Source organism: Cerasicoccus maritimus (assembly GCA_031296935.1).
Lineage (GTDB): Bacteria > Verrucomicrobiota > Verrucomicrobiia > Opitutales > Cerasicoccaceae > Cerasicoccus > Cerasicoccus maritimus.
The window spans coordinates 297,706-320,637 of record JAVDPD010000003.1 but is presented as its reverse complement, the minus strand read 5'-3'; the positions used below and the strand labels follow the sequence as shown (position 1 = coordinate 320,637).

Sequence of the window (22,932 nt, the reverse complement as noted above, 5' to 3'; positions counted from 1 at the left end):
TCGACGAATACACGCGTGAATGCCACTGCATCCATTCCGACCGAGCCATCAAAGCCGAGGATGTGCTGACCTTGCTCCAAGACGCCATCGCCGAACACGGGGCGCCTGAGTATAGGCGAATACCAAAATGATTCCGACCAGCTCATGGAAATATACCTCTGTCTCGGAGTCGCCAACCGTTGACTATCTTATTTTCGATGCCATCAGACGTAGGTTTGTTGGGCTTCGTGGCGTCAGCCCAAAAGCGTATTTGCCAATCTTCGGCTGGTATCGCGAACCTGAAGAAGGAGCTCTTGAATTTTGCTACCCGAAATGGCAAAAGCCATTAAGGGAGTATTATCGCTTGCTTGGTGAATATATGCAGTGGAACACTGCTAACTACACATTCTGGATGGAACAAATTTCGCTTGAGGAATTACCTGATGAGCTTTGCTCCATGATTCAGCGTGCACACAAGAGACTTGATGAATCCGACTTACCAAGCTATATGAATGCCTAACAAATCGAGATAGCTGACCCTTCATTCCGCGCCTTGCGGCGCTCCATGACGGTCAGCTACTCTTAGCGTTCTCTAGAAAAATGAAATGGCCAGATATAAATAGTTTTGAAGCAACCGTAGGAAGGCTTGCAACTGCTGAAGATACCAGAGCGAATCGAGCATCATTCATACTTGAAGCTGATGGAAAAAGAATTGGTCAACCTATCGACATGGTTCTGCCATGTTTTGCTTGGTATCATTGCGACGAAGATAAGGAAAAGAAAAGAGTGGTAATATTTCAAGCAGAGGAAGCGGATGGAAAACGCTATTTTGGTGGATGGCTTATCGATGATGAAGAGCAGATAGTGGGACTTGAAAGTGACTTCAAAATTCTTGAGAACAATGAATGAAAGTAATGAGAACAAGGCAGTTGAGGCAATGTCTGTTACGCTTCGCTCCACAGCCATCGCCTCACTTTGACGTTCTCGGCGCGCCCCCTCTCAGTTCCAGCTATCCGAAGGCAACTTGTCTTTCAGCTCAGGCGTGCGCTCGGACTTGAAGACGGGCTTTTTCGTCGACTTAAGCTGTGCTTCGTAGTCGCGCAAAAGCTTCATCGCCACGCCACCAAGCAGGCTGATCGCCACCAGATTGATTAGCGCCATCGTGGCTTGGCTCAAGTCGGCCATGTTCCACACCAACGGAGCCTCTCCCACGGCGCCAAAGAAGACCATGCCCAGCACGATCACGCGAAATATGAAAATGACCCTTGGGCTACGCCGTATGAATTCCACATTGCCCTCGGCGTAAGCGTAGTTGCCAATGATCGATGAAAAGCCGAAGAAGAAAATCGCCACCGCCAGGAAATGTTTACCGAAGCCCCCCACTTCATTCTCCAGCGCATGGTGAGTCAACTCCGGCCCTACGGTGCTCGCCAAGGGATCATAAGCGCCGGACACGAGGATCAACACCGCCGTCGCGGTGCAGACAATAATCGTGTCGATGAACGCTCCGAGCATTTGCAGCAGCGCCTGGCCTACCGGGTGATTTGCAGTTGCAGTCGCCGCGGCATTGGGCGCAGATCCCATACCGGCTTCATTCGAGAACAACCCGCGCTTGATGCCCATCGTCATCGCTTGTGAAACCGCAAAGCCGGTGAATCCGCCTGCCGCTTCCTGCAAGCCAAACGCACTTTTAACAATCAGCGCCAACACACTGGGCAGTTCGGAAATATGGTGCACCACAGCGTAGCCCGCCATCAGTAAATACGCCACAGCCATGATTGGCACCATGACGCCCGCCAACACCGCCACGCTGCGCACACCGCCAAAAATAACTGGTGCCGCCAGGGCAGTGACAACAATCGCCGTCACCCAACTCGGCACACCGTAGGCGCCTTCTACAATCACGCGGATAGAGTTCGTTTGCACCGCATTGAAAACCAGGCCAAAGCAAATGATCAGCGCCACCGCAAAGACGATGCCCCACTTGCGGCTGCCTAATCCGTACTGAATGTAATAGGCCGGGCCACCGCGAAACGTGCTGTCGCCATGCTTCACTTTGTAAAGCTGCGCCAAGGAACATTCGATAACCGAGCTGGCCATGCCAACCAGCGCAGTTACCCACATCCAAAAAACCGCACCAGGGCCGCCCAGTGATATCGCCACCGCGACGCCGGCGATATTACCCGTGCCTACGCGGCTCGCCAAGCCCGTGGCAAAAGCCTGGAAGGGAGAGATTGCATTCTCTCCGCCCTTCACACCGCCCAGCATTTCGCGGAACGACTGAAAGAACAGACGCACCTGCACGAAGCGGCTGCGCACCGTGAAGTAAACGCCCACCCCTAGCAGGAGATAAACCAAGAGATAGCCCCAGAGGACTCCATTGATGGAACTGATGATGTTATTCAGCCAATCCATCGCGCGTATGCAAAGTGGTGAGTTTCATGTGGTGTCGCGAAGATTCGCAGGATGTGGGCCGATTTGTGAGATGTCTAGAGATAACATGAAGTTACCGGGTCCAGCACTTGCTCAACCCGGCAACTTCATGTTATCTCTAATATTTACTCAACGCCCAGACGCCGTTTGAGCTGGGCAGCGTGCAAGTCCACCGGCTGCAACTCCTCGGGTGGAATCGCTTCCCACCACACGCCGTCGATATCAGTGGTCGAGGGCGTTTCCGTTTTTAGCCCGACAAACATCAATGACGGCGGGCCAAATTTATCGGGCGGCAGCGTCAAATTCTGCTGCGATTGAAAACGCCAAAACACACCGCGTGCGGCTGAGTGCTTACCCAGCGCCGAGCCACCACCACAGTGCCATATGTCCGTGCCTTCACCGACATCCAGATTGCAAAATAGATTCTGATACGGTGCGCGCTTATGGTGATCGAGCGTCAGGTTGCGGCCACGGCCATTCTTCACGACATTGCGCGCCGCATAGGCGTCGACCGTGATATCGTGAATAAACTCCGTTTGGATATCGAAATTTTCCAGCAAGCAATCGACCCCCATGTCCAAGCCATGATGACCCGTTTTCCCGTGCTTATCCGGCTCCCGCTCGGACTCGATCAGCACGCCGTTGATCGTGCAGTTGTAGCCGCGTAGAAAGATGCCGCTGTCGGCGTTTTCAATCCGCACGTCGCGCACCCAGCAATCCACCGCGTCGCTGATCGCAATCGCGTTGTAGCCCCACTCTGTGAAGTGGCCTTCGTAGGGTGTGTTGGGAAATTCAAACCCCAGGTCTTCGACTCCGCTTTCATAAACGGTCGCGCCACCGCCACGCAGCAGCGGCGTCCACTCCGGGCGCACATCAAAGCTTAAGGGCCGCTCCAGCTGCACGCGCTGGCCTTCGATAGCCGTGATGCGCGAACGCATGTGCGCCTTGACCTTCGACAGGTTTTCGGTTTCTCCCGGATCACCGGAATAGAGGTAATCGATGAGGGTGTTCGCCTCGTCGTCATTGGCCCAAACAAGCACGGTGTCGCCGACCGCAAGCCGATGTGTGGACTCGACGTCCAACCAACGTTCGCCCCGCTGTGCACTGCCGGAAATTTTCGTTAGCCAGGCGCGCTCATACTTGCCTTTAATCCACACAATGCCACCGCTCCAGGAATAGTTCGACGTGGGGCGCCCCTCCGTAGTTGCGCTCGGGTGAGGCTTGATTTTTTCCAGCGGCTTCGGGCAATACAAGACGCTCCGATCCGGCCCAGCGCCACGCAAGACAAGGTGCGGCTTTTCGATCCAAAGTATGTCGGTGATCAGGTAGCGCCCCGGTGGCACGAAGATGGCACCTCGTTCCGTTTGCGCAATCGCGTCTTTAAACGCCTGGGTGTCATCGTGCACGCCATCACCAACGGCACCAAAATCCTTCACCGAACAAGCGACCTCCACGTCCGGCAGCGGGTCCTCGCCAAAATGATAACCGGCATAAGAAAAGTCCGGCAAACGACTGCCTGCCGACCATTTTTCGCCCGCTTGCCCCCAGAGCTCAGAGTATTGTTGCGCCTTAGTTTCAGACGCCAGCAAACCCGCGCCAAGGAGTAGGGAATATTTCATGAGATGAAGGGGAAAATTGAGACAACACAGACTCACTACCCCATGCTTGCCAAACGGCCCAATCACGCAAGATAAGAATGGCTACAGCTGCGCAGTCGCGATAGAAGCGTTTCGCAAGCAGCTGCCCAGCGGCTCCTACTCAGCCAAGGTAATCAGGAGACGGTAGTTCTCGCTCGTCTTGCCCTCGCCTTCGACGGACAGCATGACGCTGTGCTCCTCACCATCGCCTACAACCGGATCTCCGATATCGGTCCAAAGCTCCAGGTCGTCCGAAAACTGTACTTGATACAGGTAACCGACCATTGTCGAAAATCGATATTCTACCGCGACGAGAATTTCCTCCTCGATCGGCAAACTATCCGGGTCCGTTGGGTCCGAGCCAAAGTCGACTTCCTGCTGGTCGTCGAAGAGGTCGCCATCGGTGTCTTCCGCTGCCGGACTCGAGCCAGCGCCCTGCTCTGCGGATTCGATCAAGCCGTCGTTATCGAAGTCGCCTCCAGGCGTTACGTCAGAGAAATCTACATACGCGTCGCTGTCGCTGAAGTTGATGACCTGATACTCGAACTCGTCGATGAGGCCATCGCCATCGCTGTCTTTCGTCAGCTCGGCGTCGTATTTCTTCGGCGCGGGCGCGAGTCCCACAAAGATCAACAGACCATCACCACCCGGGTTGTTAATGTAGTCATTGAGGAAAGGCGGCTTCCAGTTGTTAAAGGTCCACAGGTTGCCCGCACGGTCGATCTGCACGCTGGTCGAGCGCATTTGCGGGGCATAGCTCGGCGGTTCGCCGTCGCCATAAAGCGGCGTCTGATTATCGGGCAAAAGCACTTGCTCGCCAGCCGACTCCACGCGGAAGCCGCCATCCGGGCTCATCGCATCACCCATGCCGACGCCGGGAGGACGCGTCGCAGCATTCGCGCCGCCTAACTGGGTCACGCGACCGTCGCCAAACTCACCCGGCGTCAAGGACCCAAAGTTGCCGATCCAGACGTTGTCATCGCCGTCCACACACAAACCCCACGGGCCATCCAAACCACCGATAGCGGTGTAGGCGCCGATCGGGTCGTCATCGCCTGTCGCATCCGCGGCGAAGACGTAGACCATGCTGTCGCCCTGCGAGGCCAGCCACGCATTGCCATAAGAGTCCGAGGCCACGACCTTCAAGGTATCGCCGACTTCCTTTAAGAAGACCTGCTCGGGATTGCCGTTTTCATCCAACTTGAAGCGCGCAATGCTGCTCTGATATTTGCCGGCAATGCCGCCGGAGTTGGACATCCATACCTCGCCGTCTGGCCGTACGCCGATGCCAAATGGCCCCGCGTTGGTGTATTGATAAACGGCCTTCGAGCGATAGGGGTCGCCATCCGGGAAAAAGAACAAGCTGTCGTTGCCCAAGCTCGCGATCCAGATGTTGTCGTCGGCGTCCGGCTCGATTCCCTGCACACTTAACGGCCCCTGGAAAAAGCCGTCGTCTGGTGAAATGGCTTCCCCTTCAACTGCAAACTGGGCCACACTGCCATTGCCCTCGCGCGCCTGCGTCGGGTAGCTGGACGTTTCTGTGCCCCAGCCAAAATTGCCAAACCAAACACGGTCCTGACTATCCACCGAGACGCCCCAGCCGACACCTAAAATACCGCCGCCGGAAATCGGCGATTGTGGGCGATTATCCGAACCATCCGAAGGCTGGCCATTGGGCTTGAGCACCATGACAATTTTTGCGGACTCCGTGCCCCCCTGCACCACGTTGTTCGCGACCCAAGCGTAGCCCTTCGAGTCGAAGCCCACATTGGCCGGACCACCAAACCAGTTCTCCGGATCATCGCTGCCAGACTGATTAACCTTCACTGCAATCACCCAAGACTCGACCTCCGCCGTCAGCGTGCGGTCATACTCCGCCACCAAACGCGAAATCTGATAAATGTCGCTCGCGTTCGTTGCAGGGCGCTGCGCCAAAAAGCTCATGGCTTCGGCCGTCGTGCTCGGTGTCGAGTAGCCCGGAGGCGTGGCCTTCTGTAAAAAGTCCGCCGTGATCGCCTCGCTATTCACGCAGGCATTCAAAACGTTGGCCAGCGAATGCAGCGTGCGCAGCGAATTGGTTTGGTCGGAGTTCGGGCCTTCCAGCATCACCGAGGTATCGCCGCCAGTGGTGATATCCACCAAGTTCGCGCTCATCCCCGCCGCAATGCTCAGCTCCAAAGCCGTGCCGGAAATTTTGCCATCCTCGGTCATCTGCGCCGAGGCGTAGGCACCCGCGACCGTCGTCTGTTCATTAACGACGATGTTCGCAGGCAAGTCCTGCCCGAGCAGCGCCAAAAATTCGTTCGCCACGCCAATGCGCGCAGTAACGTAAAACGTGCCACCCGTCATGCCTGTCGCCGAGTCGATGGAGAATGCCCCACTAGCGTCGGTGGTCGCGTCTCCCCGATGGACTGACGCCCCCGGCGTAGCCTCCCACAAGGTGACAGCCGCGCCCTCAATCGGCGTAGGCGATGTAGAATTACCGAGTTGGACTAAGCCGTTAATCGTCGCCGCTTGAGCGCACGCGCCCGCCAGCGTCAACGCCAGCCAAAGCATACGGGATGAAAGTCGGGGAAGCAGTGTCATAGGTCAAAAAAGCATGATGGTGTTTGCGCGAACGAAAGTCCGCGCAAGTGGCTAGTCGATTAAGGAATAAGAGTCTGCTACCCGGAGTTTATTCCAAAATGCAATAAACCACATTCAACGACCTTATCCCCAATTCACCCCTCGCGTCAACTCAAGCCTAGCCAGAGAAAAGCTCCAGAAATGTAAAACACAATCCCGCGCCACTCATCCAATTGCCAGCGTTTGTCTACAGTGCCAGCTGAACGGCGTGGATTTCCTCGCGGCACGGATAATCAGAATGTTCAATGTGCCACTCTGCACGATAAGCGCCCGTGTCCTTTTCGGGACGTAAGCTCAGCCAATTACGCTCCCACACATACGGGCGGCTTTTAGGCGCCATCACATCGCCCCACCGGAGTGGTAGCATGCGCGCGCGAATGCTGGTATTAATGACCTCTTCCGAGCTTCCCTGCCATGCCAATATCAAGTTCACCAACGGATTCCCCGCCTTGTTCATGATCGGCGAAGAGACCAGTTGATGAATACGATTCGTGCGCTGAAAATTGGACTCGCCATCAAACAGTTCAATCACCCCATGCGCCGCCACATGCACGTCACCGGAAATAATCGTGACACGGCACTGCTTCTCCCGCGAAAACCGAAACAAGCTCTTCAGCATTTTTTCCCGCGTAATACGATGCGGTTCACTACGCCAATGGTCTCGTAAGTCATCCTCCACGCCTTGGTCGCCAGGGATCTTCAAGAGTATGTTTTCAATCGATTCAAAATCCGCATACGCCACTGGCACACTCACGCAAAGGAACAAATGCTTCACGCCGTCCAGCGAGTTTAAATACTCATTGAGCGCGAACCAACTTCGTTTCGACATCACTTGCTCGGGTTTGCGTTCGCTACGCGTATCCAAGTGTGCGATCACGAGGTCGCCCAAGACATGCACTTCGGATAAATTGGACTCCCCCACCTCAGCGAGACGCCTAGCCGGTGCCTGCCCGGGTTTGCAGTGTTGCTGAAACAACAGAAACGCATCACGCGCGGCCGGGTAAACTCCCTTCGCATAAATATCCCAACGCTCGCGGCCATTTTCATAAGACCCCCATCCGTCCATGATGTCATGGTCGTCCCACATCATCAACGTCGGGCAAGTCGCCATAACACGCATCATTGGCACGTTGCCGATCCAACTATCGCAGTAGAGATTTGTGTAGAGACTATGCAGTTGCCCTTCGATTTCCTTGGTCACCTTCGTCGCCTTCTGCTTTTTCGTCGAAGTAAACCATGACCAGTCCAGCACATCGTCCTCGAATCGATCGAGAGAGATATCCGAGTAAACTTGATCCCCTCCCAGGACCAACAGGTTAAAACGAGTGGCGCTTTGCTTGTGTTGCTTCGCCAGCTTGGTCCACATCGCCCCTGCCTCAGTTTCACCGGAAGCATTCTTGGCACCCAATTGCTTTTTCAGCAGCTTTGGATCATGAAAACCATTGCACGAACCATAAGCGATATGCGGCATCTGCCCCTTCTGCGGAACGTGAAACTCAAACGACTCACCGTCATTGCCCACGCGATAAGCGACCTTGGTATAACGCTCGTGCAGCGGAACCTTGATCACCTTACGGTAAAAGTATAGATCACTCCTCACACCTTTCACATCGCGAAAGCGTTTCGCCACATACTCAAAGGTCGCTGAAGCCTCGCTGCTATCGCCGGGAATGGAAAAAGACAAGGATGAGGTTTGCTTGGCCTCCAAGCCAACGAGCACACTCACCTGCCATTCATCAGGCGAGCTATCCCATAATTTCAAGATAGGTCCAAACACAGTAGCCATAAGCAAACCTTAGCACGCTCATACGATCGAACAATACCTTATCTCGGCCCAACCCCCTCCTTTCTTAGGGCTGCTTCACCATTGCAAACCGACCGGCAGTGACTCCCCAAAAAGCTGCTGGCGGTCTTTTTCTTCGAGCGGGATGAACTCCTCCACACTGCGAAGCTGCTCTGCCGATGCGCCCGAGTCACGCAGCTTGGCTAGAACTCGTTCACGTAAGCCAGCAGGCAAATCGTGGTCACGGCTATCCAGCTTGCGCGCGGCCTGCGCAAAAGAAGTCGTCAAACCGGCAAGCGAATCCCGCCACGCCAATGGCTCAATCGCAGCGAAAACCTCCGACACCAACTCGCTCGGTAAAATCGCACTCTCGCCACCATAAAGCGGGGTCCTACTCAGCAAACGCCCCAAGGCCCAAATCGCGTGATCGCAAAACTTTCCAGCGCGCCCAGTGATCAACGCCTGGCAATGTCGGGCCAGCTTCGTGCGCTCCTCGACCGGCAGTAGCTCCAAGGCGCCCGCCATGCGCAGCGGTTCATAGCCCTGCTTGGTGTCTTCGTAAATCTTCTCCTGCCAATCACGATACAACGTCAGTTGCTGCTCGCGGTCGAGACCACCGGCCGTCCGGCGCCACAGGATAAACAACTGCTCGCGGATCGCCTTATCGCGGTCGTGCGCCAAACCCAGCTCATGCACAAACCACAACCGCTGCATGCGGTATTGGTCAAACGCATGGCCATAGCCAGGACGCAAAGAGAACCCCGCCGCCATCAGCCAAGCCAGCTCGTGCTCCACCGAAATATCACGCTTGGTCAACGCTTCGCCCAGCGGCTCCCAAAGCTCTCGCAAAAGTGCAGTGTTCCACTCCTTGCGCTTCAATCGGAGCAACTCCTCCAGTTCCTTCAATAGACGCGCAGGATTACTTTGCTCCGCAGAGTAACTTTGTAATCCAAAGAATTTTTCAATCTCAGCTTGCGCCTTTTGCAGATCTTCGGTCGAGACACCGGTGTCTTCACCTCCCGCTGACTTCTGCGGCGCATCGCCTTCGCTCAGCTTCTCGCGCAGGTTAAATTCCAGCGCCCAGCGCCGCTGGCGGTCCCCTACACGGCGCACGCTTTCGCAAACGACCTGCAGCAAACCAAGGTTGTTCAGCTCGGAAATCAAATGCACGGCCAGCTTGCCGTCAGCCGGCTTCTCCACGGTCGGCGGCAGTTGCGCCAATGTGCTCAACGCGGGCAATCGGTGAAAAGCGTCGTCGTTCAAATCAACAATCTCGCCCACGGCATCATCGGGCCGCGACGGCGAGGTCCACGCCTGAAAGCGAACCGGCCGATCGACGAGTAGCTGGATATCGTGCTCGACGAGCCGTTGTGGCGATTCGATCTCCGCGCCTTGCGGCAGAATACAAACGCCCGTCAGCATGGCGGCAGCTTTCTTCTTTTTCTTACCACGCAGCTTCTTAGGCGCTGCCCCTTCGATCTCCAAATAAATTGCGTGGCCACTACCGCCGGAAATGGTCACCCCGGCCGCCTCGCGCTCGCAGTAACGGTAGTGTGCCGCACCGCGGGCCACGGCCAGATGCGGCTCATCATTGGCCAGCACGTTGGGGCTCGCGCCGTCCTGCCACTTGGCCGCCTGAGCACACAGCCGGTCCCGCAATATCGACGACGCTACCGTGCCGCCATTGAACAACAAGGCGTCCACGCGGCGACCATTCAAAAAGCCCGCCAAATGACGCGTGATCGCCGAATCCTGCGCATAGGGCAGCCCCATTTCGCGTATGCCGCCCAGCTCACGCTCGGGCTTTGCGTCCGCCGGACAATCCGGAAAGAACCCATCGAGCACGAGGTCGAGCAACTCGCCCTGGGTGATGTCCGCGCTGCGGGCCGACGCAAACAAACTTGAGCCCCCTTCGGTTACCGATACCGGCAGCTTCTTCTCGCGCTCCGGCGAGGACATCGCCAACACGCGCTCCTTGAGGCTGCGACATTGCGAGAGCAACTGAGCCCAGGCACTGGTGGATAGTTCGCCGCCATCGGTCAAGCGCGCTTCCATCGTCTTGGCCAGCGCAAGGTCGAGGTTGTCGCCGCCCAACAAAATGTGTTCACTCACCGCCAAGCGACGGATCGAAGGCAAGTCGCCAGCATCCTTCGGCGCAGTGACTTCAAACAAACTAAAGTCAGACGTTCCGCCGCCAATATCGCAGACGAGAACCAACTCCGGCCGCTCATTCAATTGCGGAAACGCCGCCGCCAACTCCTCGGAGCCAGGATGCCGTTCCAGCCATGCATAAAACGCCGCCTGCGGTTCTTCCAATAAACGCGTTGACGCTGGAAACCCCGCACGCTCAGCCGCTTCCAAAGTTAAGCGCTGCGCATCGCTGTCGAAGGATGCCGGTACGGTGATCACGATGTCCTGCCGGTCAAAGCGCGCCGTCTTGTCCTTAGCCGCCATTTGCTGATCCCACACCGTGCGCAGGTAGCTCAAGTAGGCCGCCGACACATCGACGGGCGAGAGCTTACGCTCAGCGGGCAAGACCGTGGACTGCCAGGGCAACAGTTTACTTTCGCGATCCACGCCCCGATGACAAAGCCATGACTTAGCAGAATACGCCACCCGCTCCGGCGCCAGCGAAGCCATCTCCCGCGCCCAAAGACCCACCACCCGCGAGCGCGACCAATCAGCAATGTTGCCTTCTCCTTGCGCGTCTTTTCCATGCAACTCACGCGCTTCGTCGTCGGTCAAAAAATAACAGAACGAGGGCAGCACCGCATCTTCTCGCCACTTGCCGAGCGCTTCATACTGCGGCGCTTCAAGCAAGTGCGTGCGCGGCGACGGTGCCTCGGCATCAACGTAAGCCAAGGCACAATTTGAGGTGCCAAGGTCTATTCCAATAGTGTAACGAGCGGGCATGGCAGAAACCAACTAGCATCCACTATCAGGCGCATGAATAGCCACCTAAAATGAAATCCTTATGATACAATTTTTGCACAATTGCCCGCGACTCCTCATCCCAATCGAAATCTGCAGAGATGTGCTTGGTGCTATTGCTGAATACGCTAAATTCAAGGCTCGGAAGAGTCTCCAATTCATCGGGATTCTCCATGTGCACCACCTTGAATCGACCCAGCCCGGGCAGACGCCGCCCCGCCCAATGAATGCGCAACGCCCAATACTGAGGACTGAAATGCCCATCGCTCATATAAATTTTTGGCAGGATTTTCATGAATCTCTGAAAGCTTAATTCCAGCAAAGCCGCAGCCTTCTCCTCATCACTCGCATCAAGACGAACTCCAATCTGCTGGAATACTAAATCATGGCAATACTGCCATTCAAAGTTAGCCTCATGAATACGCGTAGGCTGCTTGCGATATTTATCCTTAAAGCAAGATACAGTACGTTCATACGGGTTGCGCATCACGATGAGCAACTTCGCTCCCGGCGTTCGTACTAACTTATGCAACAACAAGCGAGGAGTAAAATATTCAGAAACGCCCCTCCAATCCTCGGAACCTGAAAACTTACTGTACAGGCATTTGTAACTCACCAAAGCATAGCAGACTGGATCCGTATTGCGATTAACAAAGAGAGGCATGATAAGAGTCGATTAGCAAAAATATACGGGTAAGAAAACTATGCCGTGCGGACGGAGAACTCCAGCTTCCATTTAGCATCGCTGCGGGTATGCTGCATCCACAGCTCCAACGCGCCGAGCTCAGTCACGCGGGAGTGAAGCTTAACCGGGATAGCTTCGCCAACCGACATCCCGTCGACTGGCTCAAGCTGCGTTTGCACGGAAGCGGTTTCTTCCAAATCTTTTTCGGCGTTCGGCACAACTGCGCCTACTGCATCACCCGCGCGCGCGGTCGAGCTGAAGAAGCGAAAGTTCACCTCTTGCCCGAGCACGAGGCCAAACTCCTGCCCGTCGAGCACGGCTTCGCTTCCCTCTTCCATGCCCTGCGGCACAACGCACACACCCTTCACCGGTGGCTTGAATCCGGGGATCGCCATCATTGTCGTTTCCAAGCCCAAGTAGTAACTGTGCGAGGCACCTGCCTTGATGCGCACGCCCTGGCCGGACAACTTGTTCAGCCCGTAATAACAGGCGCCGTAGGACACGGCCAAGGCATAGTCACTACCCGCAAGCTCTCGCACATCACGCTCGCCCGCCCAAGAACGCAGCAGCGCCAAGACACGGGCGCGCGCCGGGTCGGCATTGAAGAAACCGCCGTTAAAAAGAATCGCCGAAGGCACGAGCAACTCGCCACTCAATGCGTTATCCGGCAACAGCGCGGAAAGCGATTCACTGGAGCGCACGCTGTCGAGGCTGCGCTTAAGGAAGCGCGCGAGGTGCTTGCTCAAGACCGGATCAGAAGCGTAGGAAAGACCAAACTCCTTCAAGCCGCCAGCAGCTTGGGTCACGGGCATATCCGTCGGCGCGGTCAGCGGCAGAAAACCTTCGAGCGCGATCTGCTCAAGCAGCTCACGACGCAGCGCCGTGCTCACGCTACCCGCAAACAACGACGAGCCGCGCGACGGCACAGCAACCTGCACTTCCGCGAGAGACAGGTCCTCAAAGAGCTGCTCCTTGCCGACGCGCGCGGCATGGATCAACGCCAGGAATTGCCAGTCGTCAATCGAGCTGCCCTCGGCTTCAACTTGGGCGCGCAAGGCGTAAGCCAAGGCAAGGTCGAGGTTGTCGCCACCCAGCAAAATATGTTCGCCGACACTCACGCGCTCGAGCTGCAAATCGCCGCCTTCGTCAGACACCGCAATCAAGCTAAAGTCCGACGTGCCGCCGCCGACGTCGCACACGAGCACCAGGTCGCCCGGAGTCACGTGGTTACGCCAATCGCCGCCCATCTTCTCCAGCCACGCGTAAAACGCAGCCTGCGGCTCTTCCATTAAAATCACATCACCCAGGCCAGCGCTTTGCGCCGATTCGTGCGTAAGTTGACGCGCCACTTCGTCGAACGACGCCGGCACGGTCAACACCACTTGTGTTGCATCGAGTGAGGCGCCCAGCGTTTCACTTTGCGATGCAAAGCTTGCCTTCAGCATTTCGAGGTAACGCTGAGATGCGGCGATCGGCGACAGCTTCTGCTCGGTGGGCACGCTGGTGCTCCCCCAGGGCAAAATAGGCTGACGATGGTCGATCTGGCTATGGCACAGCCAGCTCTTGGCTGACGTCACCAAGCGATCCGGAACCTGCGCGCCATGCTCACGCGCAAAGCGCCCCACAAAGCCCGGCTGGCTCGCATCGATGCCTAGCACGCTGAAGGCATCGGCCTCAAACTCGCCGTCGTTTGGCAGGTAAAGCGCGGATGGTAAGCCCGGTTGTTCGCCGATGCTGTTGGGGCCGAAGGCCTGGGCAATAGGCAGCACTGTCAGCTCGCGCGCCTCGATGGAGGTCAGCGTCATGGCCGAGTTACTCGTGCCCAAATCAATTCCTAAACAATGTGTGGTGCTCATGGTGTGTAGACGTTGGCGGGGCAAATTTATGCTGGGGCAAACAACACGATTACTTCAGCTCGACTTGGGCCGGAGCGATGGGAGGCAACGCGCCGTCCTTGGCGACCACCTTGGGCAACTTGAACGACGTGGCGCGCCAACCTTTGTGACGCAAAGTTCCCGCGTAAGGTGGCTCGCCCGAGACCTTGCCGACGAGGCGGTAATCCGCCACGGCATAACCTGGCTCCAGCGTTATGCTGGCGTTTTCCGCCGACGTCGTGACGGGCTCGATTGCCAGCGTTTCTTTTACCACGCCTTGGCAACCCTGATGGACCACGCGCGCGGCGGCGCCGACTTGGGCGTCCGTGTAAGCGGTTACGTCATCCATCACGAAATCGATGAAGCGGCCCTTCTCCTGCAATTGCCCCAGAAATTGCACTAACTCAGCATGATCCGGCTCGGCAGGCTTTTCCACCTTAGGCGGGGGAGCGGATTCCACGACCGGCTTGGGCTCTGGTTCAGGTTCCGGCGCTGGCGCAGCCTCAGCGGACGCTACGGACGGGAATTTTGCCAAGGCAGCCAGCGCCAGCCCGACACCGGCAATGATCGCCAGGGCATTGAAGGCCACCGACTGCTTCGCCAAGTCTGGAACGAAGGTCAGGCCGTTGAGAATCGCGACCAGCAGGCCGCCGATGATGAAAATTGCTTTCATGGTATTTGGAAAAGTGGTCAGTCGATGAAGGCGAAATGTTCCCGAAACTCAAGCCGGGAATCCCAGCCTTTCTCGCGCCAATTTGGCACACAGAGGCTATGCATGCCGTTAACACGCCGTAACTCACCCTTATTACTCACAGAATGAGGCTTTTCAAAAACAACCGAGTATTCTTTGTCTAACATTCTACCTAAAATCGCTCGCCACCTCCAATGGGATCAAGCTAGACATGAATCACTGGTATGAACGACTCCCTTGACCAATGCCTTGAACTTCTGTCTCAACATCCTTCCTGCCTAGTCAAGCCGTTGCCCGAAGGAACGGTCATCGACTATCCAGGTACAGTCACTCCAATGTATCGAGTCGGAGATGAACTCATTCCAATGCCTTCCAAAACGATCAACCGCTTCCCGGAAGACGCACTTTATTTCCGAAGTAAGATTGCCCAGCTAAGGATCTTCTCGGAAGGGGAAAACAGTTGGCAATTAAACAATGGATGGCACATCGATCATCCTGAATATTGGGGCTCAGAGAGTGTTGTTGAACATTTACTAGGCTCTGAGGAAGAACTAGACGATGAACCAGAGCACCCATTTCAGTATTTCCGCAATTGTATTTTTATCGGAAATAGCTCTGCCGACGGAGGGGACCTATTGGGCATGGACCTCCACCCGGACCGATTGGGCTGGATAATGAACATGCACTACCAAGACTGGGTTGGCGGAGGAGGTTTTCCGTTAATAGCGAAAAGTTTCATGGAGTGGCTCACACGCCCCATCAAACATGGAGCCGACGCAGAAGAACACTACTGGTATTGCAGTGACTTTCAGAAGATAGGCCCAGCATTACCCGACGACTCTGAATACGCGATGCAATAGACTGCTAGACTTTTCATCCGACTACCCCTTCCAAAACATCAGCTTCTCCCAGAAGGACTTCTTATGCGGAACGACCCGACGCGGGCTTGCGGAAGTTGACGGCTCTGCGGCTTGCTTCGCGGCAGTATGCGGTAGTGGCGGTGGCTGGTTCGTCAACTGAGGGGCTGGCGGAATCTTTGGCTTGGGCTCTGGCTTCGGGCGGCGCTTGAATTGCTGGGCTTTACAGATCGCGGCAACACGGGCTTGAAACGGTTTGCCCTTGTCCGGATCCACCATCGCGATGAAGTCGGCGTAGCCCGTGATGCGCTCCAACAGGTTGTCGCTGTTCCCTTGCCAAGTTTTGCCTTCCAGACCGTCCTTTTCGATCTGAAACAACAGCGCCTTGAATGCGCGCACCTTGCGGCGCTCGACGCCCAACTTCTCGTTGACCACGATGCCGGTTGCCTCCTGACGCACGCCGCGACGCATGATGCGTAGCTTGTCCGGATGGAAGACGAAGCCTTCTTCCTCAATGATCTTGCGCGTTTGCCACAGCATGCGGCCGAGGTCTTTGGCAGCCTCGCCCGAAGCGGACAGCGTCAAGTCGTCGGCGTAGCGTGAAAAGTGAAAGCCCAGCTTTTGGGCAGCGCCTTGCAAGCGTCGATCGAAACGGCGGCAGATGATGTTCGTGATCGCGGGACTCGTCGGCGCGCCTTGTGGCAGCTTGCGTTCGGCCTGCTGAATGAACCACTTTTCGCCATCCATCTCCGCCTCCTGAATCTCCGGCTCAGTGCACAGCAACGCGAAAATCGTGGCGATCTGCTCCGAGTAGCCCAACTTGCCAAAGAGCCCCTTCACCCGGGGATAAGTGATTGTCGGAAAAAAGTCTTTGAAGTCGATATTGACGACCACATCCTGCCCGGTGTGGGCTTCAGCATTTGTCTTGATCGATCGCTCGGGCACGAAGCCATGCGCCTGCTCGCTGATATCGAGTTGGTAAAGCAGCGTGTGTAGTATCCAATATTGCAGGCGTTTGAGGCGCGGCATCGGCGCGGAAATCTTGCGCACGCCACCGGACTTCTTGGGCAGCAGGAAGCGGCGGTAATGACTCGTCTTCGCGACCTTCCGATGAAAGGATAAAAACCGCAATTGCCCCACGCTGATGCCCATGGCGATGGCCAACGACTCGGCATCCAGGTAGACCGGTAATGCGTTTTGCGCGAGCAAGTCCGGTCGCGTTTGACGCTCGTACAAGCCGCCCGAAACACCCTCACCCAAATAGATAACATCCTTGGCCTGCATTTGCGCCCAGCGTTCGGCTCGGACCTTGCGCTCGGCCTCACGGCGCAACTTAGTTTCCCTCTGCCGTTCGCGGGATTCTACGAGGCGCTTTTTACGGATATCGGCCAGAAGCTGCTCGCGGTTTTGCATGCGCGCGGTGCGGCGATAAAGCTCCTGCAGTTCTTTGGTCAGCGCCGCGTGCTCCTCCAGCCATTCATTGGCGAGCTGTGGCGCCGGCGCATCCGGCGACCAATAGCCCAGACGGATCATCTCCTGGCGGATGACCTCGTCTTTCGAGCTCTCGCGGATGCGCTGGTAAAGCTCCTCCCGTGTAGCTGGCTGTCGGTTAAATATCATGCGACAAAGGCAACAGGGGAAGGTCCGCGACTTTCGCGTAGTCTCAGGACTGGGCCGATCAACTCCAGCGAGCCCGCCCACCTACCGCTGTTTAAGCGCACGGCGCTTGAACTGTAAACGCGGTAGGTGGGCAGGGCTCGCACAGTCGCGATTGGACCAGTGATGCGTCGCAAGGCTGTATGCATGAACGGCGATCCACCGCTCGGATTGCAAAGGCTCGCGGACCTTCCCTCTGTTAAAATTAGTTTCAAAGAATCACGCCTTTCGCTGATGCGCAATACGGAGGGCGAGCATGTGCTCGCACGGCCCTTTGCGCAATGCGTTTTGTTGAAAAAAATTACAACTACACTGCCCGACCACGATGCGCTCATCGGCATCGATGGTGAGCTTCGTTTCGTGCACACGACCACCAAAGTTAGTGCGCCCCTTCATCGCCTTCCGGCCTTGCTGGTCTTCCACCCAAACCTGCGCTGCGCCAGCGGCCACCAACTCGTTGGCCCGCGCTTCGCGCTCATTGGCGTAGCGATATTGTTCCTGCGTCAGAGGCTCGCGACTCAGTTCACGCACACGGTAAACACCCTCGTGAGCATCGAAGATAACCCGCCCAGCTTGCGTAAGCAGCGACAACGCGCCAAGCACCACATCCCGCTCCAAGCCCAGGCGCGACGCCAAGTCATCCGCCGAGGCAAACCATGTAGCCTTGAGCCCTTCGTAAACGCGGTCAGTCGTGTATTGATCCACATCCTTGCGCGGTGCCATGAGGTCGAAATTGCCCATGTGCGACCAGTCATTGGCGGTCCAGCCCGAGATACCCAGCGTGTAAATCATGTTACCGAGATCGGCCTCAAAAAAGGACGGCATGCCATATCCCAGCAAGCGCACAGTGAAGCGCTTCGCGACCGGCACAAGCCGCTGCAAAGTCAACAAACGGCGGCGCCCCCAAATGCGCACTTCGGTCTCTTCACTGCCGTGGTAGATCGAGCGCGGGCAGCGCACCTCATAGTTCCACGGGTCAAAGCGTAGCGTGACCGGCTGCCCGGGCTTGAGGATAAACCGTAGCGAGCGCGGGCCCAGCTTCTCCTTGTGACGACGCAACACGAAGCAAATATTATGCACGTCCATCGGGTGCAGCTCAAAGATCGCCGCGGGGAGCGTCATCGCAGAGCTTACTTGCAGGAAGCCGCGCACCCAGCTATCGGGCAGATCGATTTTGACTTCCTTGTAGGCATCTTCGCCCTCCGTCTTCGCTTCGAAGCCACTGGGATCGATCGCGAACTGCGTCGCCTTGTAACCACGGATTTTTTGAAACTCCTGATAGAGCGAATCCGAGTAATCGATGTTCGTTGTACCACAGGCAAACTCGCCCACGTTTTGGAAGACATCATATTTGCAAGCCAAGCGGCCGTAGGTCGACTCATCCTGACTGAAGCACTCGAAAAACACGCAGTCTGGGTGCACCGTGATCACGGGATCGAGCACAAACCACCAATCCTTGTTCACTCGGTAAAGGTGGCTATAATACTTCTGCCGCGCATCGTAAAACGGACGCAGCACCGCCGCACGTTGCTTGTTGAGCTCGCCAATGCGCTCATGCACTTCGTTCATGCGCGCCTGAGCCTGCTGTCCCTCAGCCAAGGCTTCGGCCAGCCAAATATCCTCCTGCTCTTTGGCCCATGCCTTGTAGTCTTCGCGGCCTTTCGGATTCCAGCGCAAGTCCGACACCACCACATCGTGCAGCGCAGAAATCGCTTCGCGGAACGGCAGCTTGTGCGACAGCTCACCGCGGAAAAAAGTCGGCTCGCGTGTGGCATCGGGCACGAAGTTCATCCCAGTGCCTGAGGCGCTGTTGGAGACCGAGGACGAACCGTGGTATTGATAGTCGAACTTCATCGGGCGACCTCCGTTTCAAGCAACGTCAAAGGCGACTCCAGCCCATCATGCGCGGCTTGCAGCGAAGCCATCGCCATGATGCACGCAGCCTTATCCAGCACGGACATCGTCGCGGAGTGACGCCCGAGGATACGCAGCACAATTTCCGCCGACTCCCGGCTGGCTTCTCCCTCGCGCTGGAGGAACGCAAATGTCCGCGTCTTGGCAATACGCCCTTGGTCAATCATCGCGAGCAAGGTCACGAAAAAGCCTTCCAACTCAGCCAGCCGCACCACATTTCCGGCAGCATATTTCTCGAGATAATTGACGGCGAAGATCTGCATGTTCGCGGCCGAATGCTGGCTCAACTGTAGCAAATAGCGCGGGCCGTCTTCACTCCTAAAGTACCGCGTGATCAACTCTTTGCCATAAGCCTGCACCTTGGGCGTATTGCTGTCGCAAAGGCTAACGAGGATCTCCGGCGACCACTCCGCCTCAGACACATTGTTGCGAAACCAATCCATCGCAAACTGCTGCGTGTCGTCCCACTTGGCGTCCACGATGCGCACCGCCTCAGCCAGCTCCTCGATGACGCGTGCAGCGTTGCCGTCAATCCAATGACACACCGCCGTGCGCACGCGCTGCACGTCATTGCCACCTAGCTCGACGCGCTCTCGCATAGTCAAAGCGTCTAGCCCGCCGTACTGTAGCAGTACTTCCCAGCCCAATTCCTTACCCGCAAGATAGGGACAGCGGAGCATGCGCAAGGCGTAGCCTGCCGGCACGCGTGCCATGAATGGCAACAGGTGCGCTCGGATCAGGCGGAGGAGATCATCGTGCAGGCCGGGGGTGGATTCGCGGCGCAACAGCAACGGATAATACCGCTCCAGCAAGTCACCTCCAAAGTCTGGGTAGCGCGCCGCCAAGCGTGCTACCACGGCTTGCACCGCATCGCGGATTTCCGGGTGCTGCGAAAGGCAAAGGCTGGCAACAACGTCTTGGCGCTCGGCCAACTCCTTGTCCGTAAAGCGCGCAAAGAGCTCCGTGCCAAGGCGGCGAGCAATTGGCGAGGCTGACTCGATGAGCAGCGTCAATGTGCCTGCGGGATACGTCGCAGGGCCATCCGGACGCGCATGCAAGAATTGCGCGGCAAGCACGTGGTAAACCGCATCTGGCTGACGCAGCAAATCCTCAATTACGCTGAAGGGCATTCTCCCGATGGCTGGGCCCGCCACCGCAGCCAGCGTTTCGCGCACCGTCTCAATGCGCGCCTCGAGGCCCTCCTCGCCCACGGCTTGAATCAGGATAGACACCACCCGCGCCAAAACAATATCCCATGCGGAATCGCTCAGCAAGTCCGGCTGAAGCAATTCCCGTGTCGCGCCGCGCACATCATCGTAGCTCGAAGTGAGCAAAGCGGCGGCAAACATGATTTCGGGCAGGAACTTCCCTGGCTGAGCGCGCACCCAGTCGAGGGCAGTTTCGCGCGCACGGTCGAGCTCGCAATCCAGCAGCGCCAGCACGAGCTCGTAAGAGGGCTTATCAGGGTCGTATTGTGCGGCGGCGATGTCGAGCGCCAGCGCTTGCGTCAGCTCACTTTCGCGAGCGAGCCAACCAACCAGGTCTGCAACTTTCACGCGCGGCGCAAAGGTCTCCATGTTGGCGCGAAAAACGCGCACGGCAAATTCGTGGACCCGGACGCAGCGCGATTGCGCGAGCAGATGAATCACCGTGTCCGGCACCTGATCCCAAAGTTCGGGAAATGCTTCCTCACGCTCATCGGGCGCAGGTTGGCCAGGCTGATATCCTGCCCGACATTTCCACTTGAGGCGATTAGCCGCAAGCTCGTAGCGCGGGCTGTTCGCGTAGAGGATATGGTTGAAAGCCAGTTGCCCCGAATAGGTATCGTAGTGAGTCGAGATTTCGACCCGATTCCGCCAGCCACCACTGTAGTCAAAGTAACTGCTGGAGTAAGGCCTACCACCGTCGACCGAGTCGTCATATTGCAGTAAAAGCGCAGCTGCCATCGCTACATAATCCGAACTACCAGCGTCTCCTGCCCGCAGAATGCTCCGTGCCGAACGACGGCGAAATGCGGTGCGTGTTTTATCAGAGTAGGCCAGTCGGCTGTCCGATTTTTGCAGCTCTTTGCTCGCCTTGCGAATCAATTGCCCTTCGTGGTAAACCGAGTCACCCCAGTAAGGCGTGCTGTAGTTGTGATACGACGTTTCAAAGCGATAACTCAGCACTGCGAACAGCTCAGAGTCGCAACGCAATTCCGCCGCCTTAAACAGCCAGCGTATTGGCTTGAACAGGTTCGGTCGCAGCGGAGTCTGCCGACAAAAAAGCACCATCCCTGCGAGCACATGCGGATGAACTTCGCTCAACAAGTACGCGGCATAAATGAAGTCGCAGAGCCCTCCATGACGTTGGCAAACCTCCGCCAGTTGCACCGCAAATTGCTCGGCGGTTCCGTCAGTCGTCTCGGGCTGAAGTTTGGCCGGCAAGCGCTTAACCAATCGCTGCGCAAAGGCCAAACGCTCGGCCTCGGGCAACGTGCGCATGAGGCCCTCAGCCGCAACGCGCTGTTGCTCACCTTGCGGGAAATGGGCGTCACCAAACACTTCGCGAAACAGCGATATAGCATCCGTCGATTTCAAACGCGCCAACGCCCACAGCAACGAGTAGTCGTGAAAATTTTCTCCCTTCAGGCCAAGTCGCAGCAGCAACGGCACCGCCTCAGCAAGACCGAGCTCACCCGCGCGCCAAATCACACGCGAAAGCTTCCATCCGCTGCGTGGCAGTTGCCCATCGATTGCACCACGTAAGTGACCCAATACCGTTTCGGCGCGCGGATCACTGGCAGGCATCGGCGCAACGACAACCGGTCCGTTCGGCGTTGTAGGCGCAGCTTCACCCGCTGCCGAAGCCTTGGCAGCGCCGGAATCCAATCCATCCACCGAATGTACATAACCAGCAGCCAGCTTTTCCTCAACGACCGCGTGGAAGATCTTCTGAGCCTCGGGCAGATCAACGGGAAACACCGTGCGCGAGCTCTCTTTGTAGATAGTATCCAGCTTGCCCCAACGGTAATTGACCACGTATTTGCCATCACCGTTGTCGCACAGGTCGATCTGAAACAACTGAACTGCACCCCCCATTCGGGTGTAAAGGGTAACCTGTTCAACGAGTCGCACAGGGCTGAAGCTGCGGCGCAATTCAACAAGGTCAAGCCCTGAAACCAAACCTATAAACTTTTACCCCAAAAAAGGACGCATAAACGTAACCTGTTAGACGCATCGAGAACCAAGCGAGGACTTCAGATGCTGATGGTTCACTGATTGAAGCTTACAAATGAAGCCAATCAGCCTGCTGAATAATTCCGCTCGCGGTTGACGAGGATCAGGAAGGTCGTCAGCGAGCCCATCACCACGCCCCAGATCAAGCAGACCCCGCCGTAAATCAGGTATTCTGTCGCAATGGGGACTTCGGGGTAGATTTCCTGCTCGCTCAGCAGTGAGTAAGCCAGATCCAACGAGTCAAAATCGCTGTTATCGGCTTCGATCTTGTTGGCCAGCTCCTTCAAGTTTACGGGCTTGCCGTCTTCGTCGGGCAGCGTCTCAGCCGGGTATTCGCGCAAGGCGCGGATATTTTCTTGCGCATCCTCCATTTCGTATAAGATGACAGCCGGCCAGGAAACCGCATTACTGACATCGTAAAACAGCTCACCAGAGCCGCTGCCGAATTCATCCATTGCCATGCCAATGCGATAGGTGGCCTCGCAAACGGCAAACTGAATGATCATCCAAAAAAACGCGACGGCCAAGCCGATTCCAACTGCAGACCCCTTTCCCATATGCAAAGGGCTATGACAATTTATCCGCTGATGCACTCTTTTAATGGTCATTAGCGAATTTCCGGATGCTGCATTGACCACTGGCAGCCCAC

At 56.6% G+C, this 22,932-nt stretch carries 15 protein-coding genes; 3 read left to right on the top strand and 12 right to left on the bottom strand.

Annotated features, from left to right (window positions below; translation table 11 throughout):
* Positions 1–127: 127 nt before the first annotated feature.
* Both RBB62_RS03100 and RBB62_RS03095 read left to right on the top strand, forming a co-directional pair.
* Positions 128–499 (top strand): hypothetical protein, encoded by a 372-nt coding sequence (locus tag RBB62_RS03100; RefSeq protein WP_309396914.1) that lies wholly within the window; start codon positions 128–130, stop codon positions 497–499.
* 80 nt (positions 500–579) lie between these two features.
* Complete coding sequence (locus RBB62_RS03095) at positions 580–888, top strand: hypothetical protein (RefSeq protein ID WP_309396912.1); 309 nt, start codon at positions 580–582, stop codon at positions 886–888.
* Positions 889–978: 90 nt separating this feature from the next.
* On the opposite strand, the gene RBB62_RS03090 is transcribed toward RBB62_RS03095, so the two are convergent.
* From RBB62_RS03090 to RBB62_RS03055, 8 genes are all read right to left on the bottom strand, one after another.
* Positions 979–2,394, bottom strand: coding sequence for an alanine/glycine:cation symporter family protein (locus tag RBB62_RS03090; protein WP_309396910.1), 1,416 nt, complete (start codon positions 2,392–2,394; stop codon positions 979–981).
* Positions 2,395–2,537: 143 nt separating this feature from the next.
* Entirely contained in the window at positions 2,538–4,031 is a 1,494-nt protein-coding gene (locus RBB62_RS03085; protein WP_309396908.1) for a glycosyl hydrolase family 28-related protein, read from the bottom strand.
* 135 nt (positions 4,032–4,166) lie between these two features.
* A complete protein-coding gene (locus tag RBB62_RS03080; RefSeq protein ID WP_309396906.1) occupies positions 4,167–6,635 on the bottom strand; it encodes a hypothetical protein in 2,469 nt (822 codons plus the stop codon).
* 226 nt (positions 6,636–6,861) lie between these two features.
* On the bottom strand, positions 6,862–8,436 hold the full coding sequence (locus RBB62_RS03075) for an alkaline phosphatase D family protein (protein WP_309396904.1): 1,575 nt from the start codon (positions 8,434–8,436) through the stop codon (positions 6,862–6,864).
* 99 nt (positions 8,437–8,535) lie between these two features.
* The gene (locus RBB62_RS03070; protein WP_309396902.1) at positions 8,536–11,370 is read right to left on the bottom strand and encodes a hsp70 family protein; all 2,835 of its coding nucleotides are present in this window, start codon (positions 11,368–11,370) and stop codon (positions 8,536–8,538) included.
* A 25-nt stretch (positions 11,371–11,395) separates the two neighbouring features.
* On the bottom strand, positions 11,396–12,052 hold the full coding sequence (locus tag RBB62_RS03065; RefSeq protein WP_309396900.1) for a sulfotransferase family 2 domain-containing protein: 657 nt from the start codon (positions 12,050–12,052) through the stop codon (positions 11,396–11,398).
* Positions 12,053–12,090: 38 nt separating this feature from the next.
* Positions 12,091–13,929 (bottom strand): Hsp70 family protein, encoded by a 1,839-nt coding sequence (locus RBB62_RS03060; protein ID WP_309396898.1) that lies wholly within the window; start codon positions 13,927–13,929, stop codon positions 12,091–12,093.
* Between the two features lie 49 nt (positions 13,930–13,978).
* Positions 13,979–14,620: a DUF2760 domain-containing protein gene (locus RBB62_RS03055; RefSeq protein WP_309396896.1), complete on the bottom strand. Its 642-nt coding sequence runs from the start codon at positions 14,618–14,620 to the stop codon at positions 13,979–13,981.
* Between the two features lie 242 nt (positions 14,621–14,862).
* Here RBB62_RS03055 and RBB62_RS03050 point away from each other — a divergent pair, with 242 nt between their 5' ends.
* Complete coding sequence (locus tag RBB62_RS03050) at positions 14,863–15,498, top strand: hypothetical protein (protein ID WP_309396894.1); 636 nt, start codon at positions 14,863–14,865, stop codon at positions 15,496–15,498.
* Between the two features lie 21 nt (positions 15,499–15,519).
* On the opposite strand, the gene RBB62_RS03045 is transcribed toward RBB62_RS03050, so the two are convergent.
* The 4 genes from RBB62_RS03045 to RBB62_RS03030 form a co-directional block, all read right to left on the bottom strand.
* Positions 15,520–17,115, bottom strand: a complete 1,596-nt coding sequence (locus tag RBB62_RS03045) for a reverse transcriptase family protein (protein ID WP_309396892.1) — start codon at positions 17,113–17,115, stop codon at positions 15,520–15,522.
* Positions 17,116–17,370: 255 nt separating this feature from the next.
* On the bottom strand, positions 17,371–19,005 hold the full coding sequence (locus tag RBB62_RS03040) for an SWIM zinc finger family protein (RefSeq protein ID WP_309396891.1): 1,635 nt from the start codon (positions 19,003–19,005) through the stop codon (positions 17,371–17,373).
* Positions 19,002–22,145 (bottom strand): hypothetical protein, encoded by a 3,144-nt coding sequence (locus RBB62_RS03035; protein ID WP_309396889.1) that lies wholly within the window; start codon positions 22,143–22,145, stop codon positions 19,002–19,004. The genes RBB62_RS03040 and RBB62_RS03035 overlap by 4 nt, the downstream gene beginning before the upstream one ends.
* Before the next feature lie 203 nt (positions 22,146–22,348).
* Positions 22,349–22,789: a hypothetical protein gene (locus tag RBB62_RS03030; RefSeq protein ID WP_309396887.1), complete on the bottom strand. Its 441-nt coding sequence runs from the start codon at positions 22,787–22,789 to the stop codon at positions 22,349–22,351.
* Positions 22,790–22,932 lie beyond the last annotated feature (143 nt).

Coding starts and splice junctions, on each gene's coding strand:
- RBB62_RS03085 (WP_309396908.1), bottom strand. CDS start 4,031: ATGAAATATTCCCTACTCCTTGGCGCGGGTTTGCTGGCGTCTGAAACT.
- RBB62_RS03080 (WP_309396906.1), bottom strand. CDS start 6,635: ATGACACTGCTTCCCCGACTTTCATCCCGTATGCTTTGGCTGGCGTTG.
- RBB62_RS03035 (WP_309396889.1), bottom strand. CDS start 22,145: ATGGGGGGTGCAGTTCAGTTGTTTCAGATCGACCTGTGCGACAACGGT.
- RBB62_RS03090 (WP_309396910.1), bottom strand. CDS start 2,394: ATGGATTGGCTGAATAACATCATCAGTTCCATCAATGGAGTCCTCTGG.
- RBB62_RS03040 (WP_309396891.1), bottom strand. CDS start 19,005: ATGAAGTTCGACTATCAATACCACGGTTCGTCCTCGGTCTCCAACAGC.
- RBB62_RS03055 (WP_309396896.1), bottom strand. CDS start 14,620: ATGAAAGCAATTTTCATCATCGGCGGCCTGCTGGTCGCGATTCTCAAC.
- RBB62_RS03060 (WP_309396898.1), bottom strand. CDS start 13,929: ATGAGCACCACACATTGTTTAGGAATTGATTTGGGCACGAGTAACTCG.
- RBB62_RS03030 (WP_309396887.1), bottom strand. CDS start 22,789: ATGATCATTCAGTTTGCCGTTTGCGAGGCCACCTATCGCATTGGCATG.
- RBB62_RS03100 (WP_309396914.1), top strand. CDS start 128: ATGATTCCGACCAGCTCATGGAAATATACCTCTGTCTCGGAGTCGCCA.
- RBB62_RS03070 (WP_309396902.1), bottom strand. CDS start 11,370: ATGCCCGCTCGTTACACTATTGGAATAGACCTTGGCACCTCAAATTGT.
- RBB62_RS03050 (WP_309396894.1), top strand. CDS start 14,863: ATGAACGACTCCCTTGACCAATGCCTTGAACTTCTGTCTCAACATCCT.
- RBB62_RS03045 (WP_309396892.1), bottom strand. CDS start 17,115: ATGATATTTAACCGACAGCCAGCTACACGGGAGGAGCTTTACCAGCGC.
- RBB62_RS03095 (WP_309396912.1), top strand. CDS start 580: ATGAAATGGCCAGATATAAATAGTTTTGAAGCAACCGTAGGAAGGCTT.
- RBB62_RS03065 (WP_309396900.1), bottom strand. CDS start 12,052: ATGCCTCTCTTTGTTAATCGCAATACGGATCCAGTCTGCTATGCTTTG.